The following is a 13990-nucleotide window of genomic DNA, read 5'->3' on the forward strand; positions in this document are numbered from 1 at the left end:
GTAGAGCCGGACGCCCGCGGGCAGGCGCCGGCGCAGGTCGACCTCGAACGCCTCGTCGAGCAGCGAGACCTTGATGCCGTCGACCTTCGCGGCGTTCGCGGTAGGTGGCGCCCGACGGACCCGTCGGCGCGGAGATCGGCTGGCTGAGCTGGAAAACCTCGACCCGCTGGATCGCCATCGCCCACGCTCCTCGTCGGTCAAAGCCGCCTGCCCCACAGGCCTCTTTGATCGCCGAGTATGTTCAGCCGTCCTTCGAGGTGTCAATACATTTTCGAATCTCAGGGGGGATCTGTTACTTCAACCTTCACATTCACTGGGACTTGGCTATCCGTTTTGCCGGTCTTGTGGTCACGAAACGGTCAGATTGGCGACGGCTGTCGCGTGCCGGAAGGCGCTTTTCGTCGCGGTTCGGCACACTGACCCAGGTCCGGACGCGGGTTCCGCGCGACCTCGCCGAGGGTTCGACATCTGGCTGTGATTTCGAGATTGTGCCGATGTCTCAAACTTCTCCTACACTGTCAACATGGCACGTGGTGAGACCCGCGCGGAGCGCATCTACGCCAACCTCCGCGGCGACATCCTGACCGGGCGACTGCTCCCCGGTCAGCGGCTGCCGTTCGCCGACCTGGGCGTCCGCTACAGCACGAGCGTCGGCGTCCTCCGCGAGGCGCTGTCCCGGCTCGTCGAGCAGGGCCTCGTCCTCTCGGAACCGCAGCTCGGCTTCCGGGTCACGCCGGTCTCCGAGGAGGACCTGCGCGACCTGACGAGCACGCGGATCGACATCGAGACACTCTGCCTGCGGCACGCGATCAACCACGGCGACATCGCGTGGGAGTCCCGCGTCGTCGCCTCGTTCCACACGCTCGACCGCACACCGGAGCTGGCCACCGTCCAGCCGCGCACGGTCAACGAGGACTGGGCGACCGCACACGCCGCGTTCCACGCCGCGGTCCTGGAGGGCTGTCCGAGCCGGCGGCTCCGCGACATCGCGGCGTCGCTGCGCGACGCGTCGGAGCTCTACCGGCGCTGGTCGCGGCACCTCGGCAGCGAGGACACCCGGGACATCGCCGGCGAGCACCGGGCGCTGCGCGACGCGGTGCTGGCCCGCGACGAGGACCAGGCGGTGGCCGCCCTGACCAAGCACATCTCCTACACGACCCGGGCCCTGCTCGACTCGGCACCCGCGGAGCTGATGGCGACGTCGGCCGACGCCTGACCCGGGGCGGGCTCAGCGGGCGGGCACGGTGACCGCGGTGACCACCAGGCCGCCCCGGATCAGCCACCGTCCGGACAGGACGGTCAGCTCGGTGCCGCCCACCAGCGGCCCGGCCACCGTGAGCCGGGCCGTGAAAATGCCCGATCCGGAGTCGGGCCCGGGCTCGACGGTCAGGTCCGCGTCGGAGAAGTCGAGCCAGCGGCGGGCCAACGGGAACCAGGCCTTGTAGACGCTCTCCTTCGCGCTGAACAGCAGGCGGTCCCAGTGCCACGCGGGGTCGACGCGGCCGAGCGCCGCCAGCCGGTCGCGCTCGGCGGGGCCGGCCACCAGTGCCAGCACGCCGTCGGGCAGGCGGTCGTGCGGTTCGGCGTCGATGCCGATGCCGTGCAGGTCGCTCCGGTGTGCGACGGCGGCGGCGCGGTAGCCGTCGCAGTGGGTGATGCTGCCGACGACGCCGGCGGGCCAGCAGGGTTCACCGTGGTCGCCGGACCGCACGGCGACCGCCGGCACGCCCAGGTCCGCCAGCGCCGTCCGGGCACACCAGCGGCCGGTCGCGTACTCCAGCCGGCGCTTCGCCACGGCGTCGGCCACCTTCGACCGTTCCGCCGGCAACAGCACGGCGGCCGGCGGGTCGGCGAACGCCTCGCACACCGAGACACCGGCCGGCGCGACGGTCGCGAGCATCCGGAGCGCGGTCATCCGCACCACCGTACCGACCCGCGGCGACTCCGAACCTTCCAACGCGACGATCGCGACCGCGCCGGCCAGGTGCCCCGCGCGCCAGCGTCGAATCCGGACGTTGACCCCATACCGCCGCCTGTGAGCGAGGCTACAGGCCGTTTCACGTTCAGCCCGGTGCGATCGGGGCTAGACCGGAACCTATGGCGCCTTCGAAGATCGCAGCCCCGCCGGACACGTTGCCCCGGGCCATTCAGGCGCGCGGCGTGCGGCACAACAACCTGCGCGACCTCGATGTCGACGTGCCCCTGTGGCGCACCGTCGTGATCGCCGGTGTGTCCGGGTCGGGGAAGACCTCGCTCGCCATGGGCACGCTCTACGCCGAGGGCATGCACCGGTTCCTGGAAGGGCTGAGCACCTACAGCCGCCGTCGGCTGACCCAGGCCGAGCGGCCCGACGCCGACCGGATCGACCACCTGCCGCCCGCGCTCGCGTTGCGGCAGCGGCCGCCGACCCCTGGGCCGCGCAGCACGGTCGGGACCATGAGCGAGGTGCTCAACGTGCTGCGGCTCATCATGTCGCGGCTCGGCACGCACAAGTGCCCCAACGGCCACGACGTGCCGCCGTCCATCGCCACGCAGGCGATGGAGATCCAGTGCCCGGTCGACGGCGTGCGGTTCGAGGCGCCGAGCGCCGAGTCGTTCGCCTTCAACTCGATCGGCGCCTGCCCCGGCTGCAACGGCATCGGCACCCGGTACGAGGTCGACCCCGACACGCTCGTCCCCGACCCGGACAAGGCGATCAGCGAAGGGGCCGTGCTGCCGTGGAACGTCGGCGGCCGCCGCCTGAGCATGTACGCCGCCGGCGAGCTGGGCGTGCGGCTCGACGTGCCGTACAGGAAGCTGACCCGCAGGGAGAAGAACGTCGTCCTGCACGGGGAGCCGGTCAAGCGACGGGTAACCCTGTCCGGGCGCAACCGGCGGACGGTGACGCTCAACGTCACCTACGACAACGCCATCACCGCGGCGCAGAAGTCGGAGAAGAGCAGGTACCTCGTCTCGCACACCTGCCCCGTCTGCCACGGCACCCGCCTGCGGCCCGAGGCCTTGCGGTCCCGGCTCAACGGTCGCAACCTGGCGCAGATCAGCGCGCTCGACCTCGACCAGCTCGCCGCGTTCGCCAACGAGCTGCCGCCGCTGATGCCGGCCGAGCTGAGCCGGATGACGACCGGGCTGGTCGGCGAGCTGACCGGCGCGATCGGCCCGCTGCTCGACCTCGGCCTCGGCTACCTGGGTCTCGACCGGGCCGGGGCCACCCTGTCCACCGGCGAGCGGCAGCGCATCGAGCTGACCTCGACGGTCCGGTCCAACACCACGGGCATGTTGTACGTCCTGGACGAGCCGTCGGTCGGCCTGCACCCGAGCAACGTGGAAGGCCTGCGCAAGACGATCGCGGCGCTCGCCGGCAACGGCAACACCGTCGTGATCGTCGAGCACGACCTCGACCTGATCCGCACGGCCGACTGGGTCGTCGAGCTGGGTCCCGGCGCGGGCCGGCTGGGCGGTGCGATCATCGCCGAGGGCCCGCCCGACCAGATCCTGAAGAGCCGCAGGTCCATCGTCGGCCCGTTCCTGGACGGCCGGCGCGCGGTCGAGCGCCCACCGCGCCCACTCCCCCGCGACAGCGCCACCATCGCGGTCCGGCGGCTCTACAACCTGCGCAACGTGTCCGCCACGTTCCCGGTCAACCGGCTGACCGCGCTCGCCGGGCCGTCGGGCGCCGGGAAGACCGCGCTCGTGCTGGACAGCCTGATCCCGGCGGCCCGGGCGCAGCTCTCCGGCGCGGACCTCCCGGACCACGTCCGGTCGCTGTCGCTCGGCCCCGTCCGCCAGGTGGTCGAGATCGACGCCACGCCCATCGGGCTGAACGCGCGGTCCACGCCGAGCACGTACTCCGGCGCGTTCGACGCGATCCGTGCCCACTTCGCGGCGGCGTCGGGCCGCTCCGCCGGCCACTTCTCCTTCAACACCAAGGAGGGCCAGTGCCCGACCTGCCGCGGGATCGGCTCGATCGACCTCGACGTGCAGTACCTGCCGGACATCAACGTCGAATGCCCGACCTGCCACGGGGCGCGGTTCAACGACGACACGCTGGCGGTACGCGTGGACGGGCTCACGATCTCCGACGTGCTCGGCCTGACCGTACGCGAGGCCGTCGACCACTTCGCGGGAGTGTCCACCATCGTCCGTCCACTGCGGCCGATGGTCGACGTGGGCCTGGGCTACCTGCGCCTGGGTGAGCCGACACCGTCGCTGTCCGGTGGCGAGTCACAGCGCCTGCGCATCGCCGCCCGCCTGCGCAGCAGCCAGCGCGACGTGCTCTACGTGCTCGACGAGCCGTCGACGGGGCTGCACCCGGTCGACATCCGTACCCTCGTCGGCGTCTTCGACCGGCTCCTCGAGGACGGCGCGACGATCATCGTGATCGACCACGACCTGGACATCCTGGCCGCGGCCGACCACGTGATCGACATGGGGCCGGGCGGCGGCCCGGACGGCGGCCGCGTCGTCGCGCGGGGCACGCCCGGCGAGGTCGCCGCCGACCCGCACAGCGTGACCGGCCCCTGGCTGGCCTCACACCTCGCGGCCGAACCACCTGCCTAGCGCGCCCGCGAGGCCCGCCTGGGCGGCACCGACCCAGGCGACGTAGCCGTCCGGGCGCAGCAGCACGGCCGGCGCGTCCAGCTCCTCGCTGACGTCGGAGACGACGTCGACCCGGTCGGCCCAACCACCGGCCGACAGCTCGCCGGTCTGGTCGAGCAGCAGCCCGCGGCCGTCGTGCATCAGCTCGTAGAGGCGACCGCGCTTGAGTCGCACGTCCCGCAGCCGCCGGCCGAGCAGCGGGTGGTCGCCCTCCCCGACGTCGTACCGGATCGCCGTCGCCGTGATCTTCTCGGTCAGGAACAGGTTGACGTCCTCGAAGCCCATCAGCTCCGCCACCAGCCGGCGCACGGCCTGCGGACCCGGCTCGGTGGACATCAGCTCCATCAGCGCCCGGGTGGTGTCGAGCACGCCGGCGGCCACCGGGCGGCGCTCGCTCTCGTAGGTGTCCAGCAGCGCCGCCGGCGCCCATCCGTCGATCTCGCCGGCCAGCTTCCAGCCGAGGTTGAAGGCGTCCTGGATGCCGAGGTTCTGCCCCTGCCCGCCGGCCGGCGGGTGGATGTGTGCGGCGTCACCGGCCAGCAGCACGCGGCCGACCCGGTACCGCTCGGCGAGGCGGGTGGCGTCGCCGAAGCGGGACAGCCAGGTCGCGTCGTGGACCCCGAAGTCCGTGCCCGCGTACGCCAGCAGCTGTTGCCTGAGCTCGTCGAGCGTCGGCGGCACCGCGCGGTCCTCGGCCACGGTCGCGGCGGGCACGCCGACCCGGTACCGCCCCTCGCCGACCGGCATCAGGCCGAACCGCTTGTGCGTCCTGCGTACCTCCGTCTGCACCTCGGTGATGGTCTCCGGCGACGCCGTCACCGCCATCTCGCCGAGCAGCGTCTCGGCGGTCGCGGGCTCACCCGGGAAGCCGACGCCCAGCAGCTTGCGGACGGTGCTGCGGCCACCGTCACAGCCGACCAGGTAGCGCGCCTGGAGCCGGCTGCCGTCGGCCAGGTCGACCGTCACCCCGCGGTCGTCCTGGCTCAGCCCCACCAGCTCCTGCCCGCGCCGGATGTCGGCGCCGAGCGCGGCCGCGTGCTCCTCGAACACCCGGTCGGAGACCGGCTGCGGCATGCCGAGGACGTACGCGTGCGCGCTGTCGAGCCGGGCCGCCGGCTTCTCGATGCCGGCGAAGAAGCCGAGGACCGGGTACTCCTGGCCGAGCGGGCGGAGCCGATCCAGCAGACCGCGCTGGTCGAGCAGCTCGATGCTGCGGGCGTGGAACCCGAGCGCCCGGACCACCTTGGTCGGCTCCGCGTCCCGCTCCAGGACGACCACCCGCACGCCGTGCAGCCGCAGCTCGCTGGCCAGCACGAGACCGGTCGGCCCACCGCCGGCAATGATCACGTCGATCATGAACCCCCCCATTGCGCATTTTCGCAGGTCATGTGCTTCGGCCGACGATTCTGCGCCATAACCCCGGTCTTGCCGCAAGACCCCCGCTTTGCTATACGTTGGTAGTGGCGGGGAGTTCCGCTTCCCACGCGAAACCGTCCGGGTCGCTGAACGTTCCGGCGTCACTGCCGACCGCGACCCGATGTGACCCGCCACCCTCGGCCGGCACGCCGGCGTCCTTCGCGGCGGCCTTGCGCCCGTAGAGGGCCAGCTTGACCGGGCTGTCGCCGCTGTCAAACTCGACGTACTTGCGGCCGAAGCTCTTCGCCACGTCGAGGCCGTGCTCGACGTAGAACCGCTTGGTCACGGCCACGTCGTTCACCCCGAGGAGCAGGACCAACTTCTCGATCTCGCGTACGGCCGGCCCGGAGTCCTTCTTGTTCGAGCTCGAGATCTTCCAGATCGTGCCGTCGGGTGCCTGCAGGGTGCCGCCGTAGCCCCAGAAGGACTTGGTGGCGGGCTTGAGCACGGTCGCGCCGGCGGCCACGGCCGTGTCGAAGTAGCTGTTGACGGTGCCCGGCTGGGAGCAGACGAGCGAGAGCGTGAAGCCGCGGAAGCCGGTCGTCGCGGCGGTGGACTCCTCGAGGCGCAGCTCCTCCCCGAGCCCGAAGGCGGCGGCGTAGAAGGCGCGGGCGGCGGTGACGTCGTTCACCTGGAGGGTGACGGAAGCGATGTATGTCATGCCGAGAACGCTAGGTGTCCGGCTCCGACCAGCGCTTCTCGAATCCTGACCGGTTGGCGCGGGCGTTTCGCCGCGTACCCTTCCGGGTCGGAGGTGACGATGCCACGCCGTGGTGCCCGCGCAGCGATCCTTGCCGCCTGCCTCGGCCTCGCCCTGGGTGGCTGTTCCCAGGTCCCGGCCGGACGGATGGCGGCCCCGCCGCCGGCCTCGCCGGCCACATCGGCCTCGCCGACCCCGTCGGTCGCCACTCCGAGCCCCACGGTCACCCACATCGGCGACGCGACCGCCGCGCCGCGCTGGTTGGGCACGCGGGTCCTGCCCAAGGGACCCGACGGCTCCGTCGCGGCCCGGGCCACCCCGCCGGAGCTGCGCGGCCGGTCGATCATCACCGTCGACGACCTGCCGCCGCCCGCCGACGGCCGGTTCCACGCCACGGTCGAGGCGGTTCCGGCCGCCGTGCTCGCCCGGTCGAGCTGGACCAAGGCCTGCCCGGTCGCGGCCACGGACCTGCGCTACCTCACGGTCGGCTTCCGCGGCTTCGACGGCCGCGCACACACCGGCGAGCTGTTGGTCAACGCGAAGGTGGCCGACGACCTCGTGACCGTGTTCCGCAAGCTGTTCGCCGCGAACTTCCCGATCGAGCGGATGCGGATCTCCAGCGCCGCCGAGCTGAACGGGCCGCCGACCGGCGACGGCAACACCACCGAGGCGTTCGCCTGCCGGCCGGTGCGCGGGCAGAAGTCGTGGTCCCAGCACGCGTACGGGCTCGCGGTCGACGTCAACCCGTTCCAGAACCCGTACCACAAGGGGAAGGTGGTCCTGCCCGAGCTGGCCACCGCCTATCTGGACCGCGGCTCGGCGTGGCCGGGGATCATGCGGCCGGACAGCCCGGCCGTGCGGGCCTTCGCGTCGGTCGGCTGGCAGTGGGGCGGCGACTACCGGTCGCTGAAGGACTTCATGCATTTCTCGCTGACCGGAGGCTAGCGGCAGCCGGGGACGGTGCTGGGGTCGCCGCAGTTGTTCGGCCTGTTGCGCGCCACGATCGTCCGGGTCGGCGTGACCGTGCCGGCCTCCCGGAAGATCCCACCGCCGTCGGCGCCCGTGCCCGTGGCCTGGTTGGCGACCACCTTGACGCCCCGCAGGGTGGTGGTGCCGACCAGGTTGAAGATGGCGCCGCCGCGCGCGTTGACGCCGGTGGCCGCGTTGAAGAGGAACCGGGTGTCGGTGACCTTCGCGGCGCCGCTGTTCACCATGCCGCCGCCGAGGGCACCGTCGCCGTTGGCGACGTTGTCGCGGACCACGCCGCGGTTCATCGTCAGCTCGTCGAAGTTCCACACGCCGCCGCCTTCGGCGCCCTCGCCGATCGCCTGGTTCTTGACGATGCGGGTGCGGGTCAGCGTGAGGGGGGCCGCGTTCAGAATTCCGCCGCCGAAACCGTCGGCGAAGTCGGTGAGCGCGTGGTTCCCCGACACTGTTGTGCCGTCGAGGGTCGCGGTGACGCCCTGGTTGTTGAGACCGCCGCCCTGGACCGCGACGTTGTTGCTGATGACGCCGCCGACGACCCGCACGGTGCCCAGGTTGTAGATCCCGCCGCCCAGTTCAGCGGTGTTCGCGGTGACGGTGCTGCCGATCAGGGTGAGGCGGCCGCGGTTGACCGAGATCGCACCGCCGTTGTCGGAGCGGCCCTCGCGCAACGTCAGCGCGGTCAGGGTCAGGTTGCCTGACTCCTCGACCTGGAAGAACCGGAAACTCGTCGCCACCGTACGGACGATCGTGGCGCGGTTGCCGTTGATCCGAATCGGCGTGGTGACCACCGCGAACGCGTTGGCGGTGCTGGCCGGTGCGGTGATCCGGTAGGTGCAGCGGGGCGTGAGGTTCAGCGTGCCGCCACCGGCGTTGTCGGCGGCGACGACCGCTTTCTGCAACGCGACCGCGTTGCACGGCACCGTCTTCGGATAGGCCTGCGCGGGAGCGCCCGTCATGACACCGCCCAGGACAACCGCCGCAGCCAGAAAATGACGCACGCGCATAAGGTGACCGTCTCTCATCGTCCGGCGGTCGTGCCTCTGCGCACCCCCGCGACCAGCGCACCGAGCATATGACAACGACGACCGCTTGCATGTGGTTTGTCCGATTCGGAGGGTTCAGCCGTCGGCGGTCACTCCCACCGGCCGCGCGTCGTCGTCAAGGACGTGCATGCGGGCTTCCGCGATGTCGAAGTACATGCCGACCAGGCGGACCCGGCCGTCCGCCGCCGCACGCTGGATGCTCGGGTAGGTCCGCAGGTGGTCGAGCTGGCGGCGGATGTTGGCCAGGCAGGCCTCCTGCTCGGTCGCGGGCTCTGCTGTCGCCCCGGCGTGCCGCAGCCAACGGCCCAGTGCCGCGTCCAAACCCGCCGAACCCGTGATCAGGGCCTGGATCGCGCCGCAGCCCGAGTGCCCGCAGACCGTGATCGTGGCGATGCCGAGCACGTCGACCGCGTACTCCACCGCGGCACCCACCGAATGGTCGCCCGCGCCGTGCGGCGGCACGATGTTGCCGACGTTCCGCACGCAGAACAGGTCGCCCGGCCCGCTCGCGGTGATCATGTTCGGCACCACGCGCGAGTCGGCGCACGTGATGAACAGCTGCTGCGGCCGCTGGCCCTTCGCGGCCAGGTCGGCCAGGTGCGTCCGGACCAGCGGCGCCACCGAGCGCTGGAACTCGTCGATCCCCGCGGCCATCGCGCGCGCGGGCCGGTCGTGCGAATCCAGGTGCTGCGCCGCCTGCCACTGCGACCACGACGCCAGGAACCGGGGCGGGTGCTGCGGTGTGCTCCTCGCGGCGCCCAGCCGCCCCGACGTCGCCCGGTGCAGCCAGTCGCGGTGCACCTCCTCGACCCGGACCCGGCCTCCGCCGCGCGCGTACGCCTGACGCCAGTCCTCGATCGCGTCGAACGCGCCGTGGTCCAGATAGTCCAGGTGCAGGTGCACGTCGACGCTCTGGCCCGGCGGCACCGCGCTCAGCTCCCGCGCGAGGCGGCCGGCCGCGACGAAGGCGAGCGTGCCCGTGATGGTGACCAGCCACCGGCCCGGTTCGGGTGAGGTGCGGCGGATGTCGCAACGCGCCAACCGGTACAACGTCAGCAGCGCGGCGCAGCCGATGCCGGCGGCGACGCCGACCATGAGGTCGGTCAGCAGCACCCCGGCCGCGGTCACGAGGTAGACCGGCAGCTCCCGGTGCCTGGCGTAGGTGCGCAGATGGGCCAGGCTGACCAGCCGGATGCCGACGACCACGAGCACCGCGGCGAGCGCCGACATCGGGATCAGCTCGAGCACGTCGCTGAAGCCCAGCACGAAGACGGCCACCCACAGGCCGTGCAGCACAGTGGACAGCCGGGTCCGGGCGCCGGCGGCCACGTTGGCCGAGCTGCGCACGATGACGCCGGTCACCGGGAGGCCGCCGAGCGCGCCGGACACCATGTTCGCCGCCCCTTGCGCCACCAGCTCCCGGTCGAGGTTGGCGCGCGTACCGTCGTGCAGCTTGTCGACCGCCACCGCCGACAGCAACGACTCCACGCTCGCCACCAAGGCGATCGTGACCACGGCCATCGCGACCGGGAACAACGGCGCGTCCGGCCAGCGGGGAACCGTCAGCTCGCTCAGCGGCGCGTCGGGGAGCGCGACCCGCGGCAGCTCCAGGCCCGCCACGGTCGACACCGCCGTGGCCGCCGCGACCGCCACGAGCGCCGCCGGCAGGAGCGACGCCTTCACGAGCCGGGGCCAGGCCACGAGGACCAGCATCGTGAGTACGCCGACCGCGACCGACGCGTTGTGCTGGCCCCCCAGCTGCCGGGGCAGGTCGCGCAGGTTGTCCAGCGGCGAGCTGAGCGCCACGCCGCCGAGGACGACGTGCAGCTGGCCGATGACGATGACGATGCCGATTCCGGCGAGCATCCCGTGCACGACCGCCGGCGACAGCGACAGCGCCGCGCGGCCGAGCCGGGACAGCCCCAGGACGACCTGCACGGCGCCGGCCATGGCGACGACCGCGACGGTGCCGGCCCAACCGAACTCGGCGACGAGTCCGGCGACGATCACCGTCAGGCCGGCGGCCGGACCACTGACCTGTCGCGGCGCGCCGCTGATCGCGCCCGCCACGACGCCGCCCACGACGGCGGCGAGCAGGCCGGCGAACAGCGGCGCGCCGGAGACGGCGGCGATGCCGAGGGAGAGCGGGATCGCGATCAGGAACACCACGACGGATGCGGGTACGTCGTGGCGCAGCGCGCCGGACATGCTCGGCATGTCGTCCTCTCTGGTCAGGTGCCGGTCGCCCACAGGATGCCTGCTTTGGTCCTTTTAGGTGGTTATTTCCGCCTGGGACGTTGCTGAGAGGCGGGGTTCCGTGCGCGCTTCGCGTTCGGCTAGCCTCAGGCGCCATGACCGGTCGGCGCCTGCTTTGCGCGCTGATCGGGACCACCCTCGCGGCGCTGCTCGCCCCACCGCCCGCCGCGGCGGCGGCCGCACCGGTCCCCTGCCCGACCGTGCGGGTGACGCCGAAACCGAGCCGCCCGCCCAAACCGACGCCGCCGCCCGCCGTCCCGGAGCAGAAGGCCGTCGGCGGCCCGGACCTGGCCTCGCCCGGGCTCGTCGTCCCGGCCGGCGCGTCCCGAGCACCGGCCGTCACCGCGTCGTCGTGGCTCGTCGCCGACCTCGACACGGGCGAGGTGCTGGGCGCGTGCGGCGCACACGAGTACGGCACGCCCGCCAGCGTCCAGAAGCTCCTGCTCGCCGCGACGATGATCCCGCGCCTCGACCCGAAGCAGCGGGTGCGGGTGACCCGGGCGGACCTTAACTTCGAGCCGGGCAGCTCGGCGGTCGGCCTGCTGCAGGGCGGCGTCTACTCGGTGGAGCTGCTCTGGCTCGGGCTGCTCCTGCAGTCGGGCAACGACGCGGCCAACGTGCTCGCGCGGCTCGGGGGCGGCAGCCAGGCCGGCGGCGTGCGCCTGATGAACGAGGAAGCCCGCCGCCTGGGCGCACTGCAGACGCATGCGGTGACCCCGTCGGGACTCGACGGGCCGGGTCAGTTCACCAGTGCGTACGACCTCGCGTTGATCGCCCGTGCCTGTTTCGCCCTGCCCGCGTTCCAGCGCTACACGCTCGTGGAGCGGGTGCAGGTGCCCCGGCAGCCGCGGGCGACGCCGCCGGATCCGCGTGGCTTCCAGATCCAGAACGAGAACGACCTGATCCGGGAGTACGACGGTGCGCTCGGCGGCAAGACGGGCTTCACGTCACTGGCCCGGCACACGTACGTCGGTGCGGCCGAACGGGGTGGGCGCCGGCTCGTCGTGACGCTGCTCGGTGCGGAGCCGCGTCCGCTGCGCGGCTGGCAGCAGGGCGCGGCGCTGCTGGACTGGGGCTTCGCGCAGCCGGCCGGCGCCGGCGTCGGCCGGCTCGTGTCGCCCGGCTCGGTCGCGGCTCCGACGCCGACCGCGACGCCGTCATCGGAGCCGGGTCCGACCGCGCACGTGGAGGCGGTTCCCAGGTCGCACTCGCCCGCGCCGGCCCGGGCCCCGTTCGTCGTCGCCGGCGTGGCTGTCGTCATCGTCCTGGCGTTCGCGCTGGCCCTGCGCGCCGTCCGGCGGCGCCGCTAGCCGTCAGTGGTTGTGGTGCGGGCCGAGGTGGCTGCGCTCGCCCTCGTGGTCGAGGATGCAGAGGATCTCGGCCGGCCCGCCGTGGGCGCCGAACGCGTGCGGGACCATCGTCGAGAACTCGGCCGCCTCGTTGGGACCCACCAGGATCGTCCGCTCACCGAGCCGCAACTCGATCGTGCCGGACAGGACGGTGAACCAGTCGCGCCCGGGGTGGACCCGCAGCTCGCTCGGCACCTTGCGGGTGACGCGCATCTTGGAGACGGTCTGCCCGCTGTCGCGGGACAGCAGCCAGGTGGTGATGCCCCGCGCCCCGTCGCGGTGCGGCCGGATCACCACGTCGTCGTCGGCGTCGGACTCGACCAGCTGGTCGAGCGTGGTGCCGAGCGCCCGGGCGATTGCGGTGAGCTGGTCGAGCGCGACCCGTCGGTGCCCGGTCTCGATCCGGCTCAGCGTGGACGGGCTCAGCAGGCTCGCGGCGGCGAGCTCGTCGAGCGACCAGCCACGCGCGGTCCGCAGCCCGCGGATCCGCTGCCGGACGAGCGCCTCCAGATCACCGTCTTGCTTCATACGCAAGATAGTATGCCGTTGACGCAAGGTACGGCTACGGTCGAGGGCATGGCACACGACCACATGATCGAGATGCTCGACCTGGACGCCGAGGTCCTCCAGGATTACCACCGCGACCTGGTCGCCTGGGTCGCCCGTGAGGCGCCGGCCCATCCCCGCGTCGTCGACCTGGGAGCGGGCAGCGGCACGGGCGCCCTGGCCCTGGCCCGGGAACTGCCGGACGCGACGGTCACGGCGGTCGACGTCGACCCGGACATGCTGGCGCACGTGGGCGCCAAGGCGTCCGCCGCGGGCCTGGGCGACCGCATCCGCACCCTGGTCGCGGACCTCGACCAGCCCTGGCCGGACCTGGGCCCCACGGACGTGATCTGGGCGGCCTCGTCGATGCACCACATGGCCGACCCCGCCGGCGCCCTTCGGTCGGCCTTCAACGCCCTGGCCGTCGGCGGCCTGCTGGTCATCGCCGAACTGGACTCGTTCCCCCACTTCCTGACCGGCACGCCGGACGAGGCGGTGGAGAAGCGGGCCCACGCGGAGGTGGCCCGGCTGCGGGAGGAGGCCGGCATGCACATGCACGAGAACTGGAAGGACCGGATCTCGGCGGCCGGCTTCCCGTCGGTGACGGAGCAACGCTTCGACATCGACCTGCGGGCGCCACTGCCGGCATCGGCGGCACGCTACGCCGAGGTCACCCTGGGCCGGATGCACGACCGCCTGTCGGACCGCCTCCCGGCGTCGGACCTGGCGGCCCTGGAGAAGGCGACGGCAACGCTCGCGGACCGCGACGACCTGAGCGTCCGCACGACCCGCACGGTCTGGCTGGCCCGCCGCTGACCTGGCCTCGATGACCAGCAGCCGCAAGCCGCCGGGCCCCTGCTGAAGGTCGCCAAGGAGTTCGTCGAACCGCTGCGCGCGTTCGCCTTCTCGCCGGCCATCGAGCCGACCCCGGGCGACGACGACGTCACCCTGCTGCTGAAGTACCTGGGCCGCCGCGCCGACTGGACCGCCTGACCACCACGACCAGGAGCCGGTCCCTCTGCCGAGGGGCCGGCTCCTGGTCACCGCATCTGGAACGTCGCGTCGCGGGCCAGGTCGGTGCGGAGCATCTTGATCGC

General features: G+C 72.5%; 11 protein-coding genes and 1 pseudogene. 5 read left to right on the forward strand and 7 right to left on the reverse strand.

Annotation, left to right across the window (positions count from 1 at the left end; genetic code table 11):
- A pseudogene (locus AB0H87_RS26415) lies at positions 1-96 on the reverse strand (DUF993 family protein); the annotation flags it as partial.
- A gap of 427 nt (positions 97-523) precedes the next feature.
- Here AB0H87_RS26415 and AB0H87_RS26420 point away from each other — a divergent pair.
- A complete protein-coding gene (locus tag AB0H87_RS26420; protein ID WP_360150963.1) occupies positions 524-1216 on the forward strand; it encodes a GntR family transcriptional regulator in 693 nt (230 codons plus the stop codon).
- A gap of 12 nt (positions 1217-1228) precedes the next feature.
- Here the strand turns inward: AB0H87_RS26420 and AB0H87_RS26425 are convergent, their stop codons facing one another.
- Entirely contained in the window at positions 1229-1915 is a 687-nt protein-coding gene (locus AB0H87_RS26425; RefSeq protein WP_360150966.1) for a 4'-phosphopantetheinyl transferase superfamily protein, read from the reverse strand.
- 182 nt (positions 1916-2097) lie between these two features.
- Here AB0H87_RS26425 and AB0H87_RS26430 point away from each other — a divergent pair, with 182 nt between their 5' ends.
- Positions 2098-4557, forward strand: a complete 2460-nt coding sequence (locus AB0H87_RS26430; protein ID WP_360150969.1) for an excinuclease ABC subunit UvrA — start codon at positions 2098-2100, stop codon at positions 4555-4557.
- Here the strand turns inward: AB0H87_RS26430 and rox are convergent.
- The gene (rox, locus tag AB0H87_RS26435) at positions 4528-5952 is read right to left on the reverse strand and encodes a rifampin monooxygenase (protein ID WP_360150972.1); all 1425 of its coding nucleotides are present in this window, start codon (positions 5950-5952) and stop codon (positions 4528-4530) included. The genes AB0H87_RS26430 and rox overlap by 30 nt on opposite strands.
- A 91-nt stretch (positions 5953-6043) precedes the next feature.
- Complete coding sequence (locus tag AB0H87_RS26440) at positions 6044-6673, reverse strand: glyoxalase (RefSeq protein ID WP_360150975.1); 630 nt, start codon at positions 6671-6673, stop codon at positions 6044-6046.
- Between the two features lie 99 nt (positions 6674-6772).
- Here AB0H87_RS26440 and AB0H87_RS26445 point away from each other — a divergent pair, with 99 nt between their 5' ends.
- Positions 6773-7657 carry a M15 family metallopeptidase gene (locus AB0H87_RS26445; protein ID WP_360150978.1) on the forward strand — a complete coding sequence of 295 codons (885 nt, stop codon included), beginning with the start codon at positions 6773-6775 and terminating at the stop codon, positions 7655-7657.
- Here AB0H87_RS26445 and AB0H87_RS26450 read toward each other — a convergent pair.
- Both AB0H87_RS26450 and AB0H87_RS26455 read right to left on the reverse strand, forming a co-directional pair.
- Entirely contained in the window at positions 7654-8655 is a 1002-nt protein-coding gene (locus AB0H87_RS26450; RefSeq protein ID WP_360150981.1) for a hypothetical protein, read from the reverse strand. The genes AB0H87_RS26445 and AB0H87_RS26450 overlap by 4 nt on opposite strands.
- Before the next feature lie 162 nt (positions 8656-8817).
- Positions 8818-10992: a SulP family inorganic anion transporter gene (locus tag AB0H87_RS26455; RefSeq protein ID WP_360150984.1), complete on the reverse strand. Its 2175-nt coding sequence runs from the start codon at positions 10990-10992 to the stop codon at positions 8818-8820.
- Positions 10993-11093: 101 nt separating this feature from the next.
- Between AB0H87_RS26455 and AB0H87_RS26460 the strand changes: the two genes are divergently transcribed.
- Positions 11094-12308, forward strand: a complete 1215-nt coding sequence (locus AB0H87_RS26460) for a D-alanyl-D-alanine carboxypeptidase (RefSeq protein WP_360150987.1) — start codon at positions 11094-11096, stop codon at positions 12306-12308.
- A gap of 3 nt (positions 12309-12311) precedes the next feature.
- On the opposite strand, the gene AB0H87_RS26465 is transcribed toward AB0H87_RS26460, so the two are convergent.
- Positions 12312-12875, reverse strand: a complete 564-nt coding sequence (locus AB0H87_RS26465) for an XRE family transcriptional regulator (protein WP_360150990.1) — start codon at positions 12873-12875, stop codon at positions 12312-12314.
- Positions 12876-12923: 48 nt separating this feature from the next.
- Here AB0H87_RS26465 and AB0H87_RS26470 point away from each other — a divergent pair, with 48 nt between their 5' ends.
- Positions 12924-13709: a class I SAM-dependent methyltransferase gene (locus tag AB0H87_RS26470; RefSeq protein WP_360150993.1), complete on the forward strand. Its 786-nt coding sequence runs from the start codon at positions 12924-12926 to the stop codon at positions 13707-13709.
- The last annotated feature ends 281 nt before the right edge of the window (positions 13710-13990 follow it).

Source organism: Asanoa sp. NPDC050611 (assembly GCF_040654855.1).
Lineage (GTDB): Bacteria > Actinomycetota > Actinomycetes > Mycobacteriales > Micromonosporaceae > Asanoa.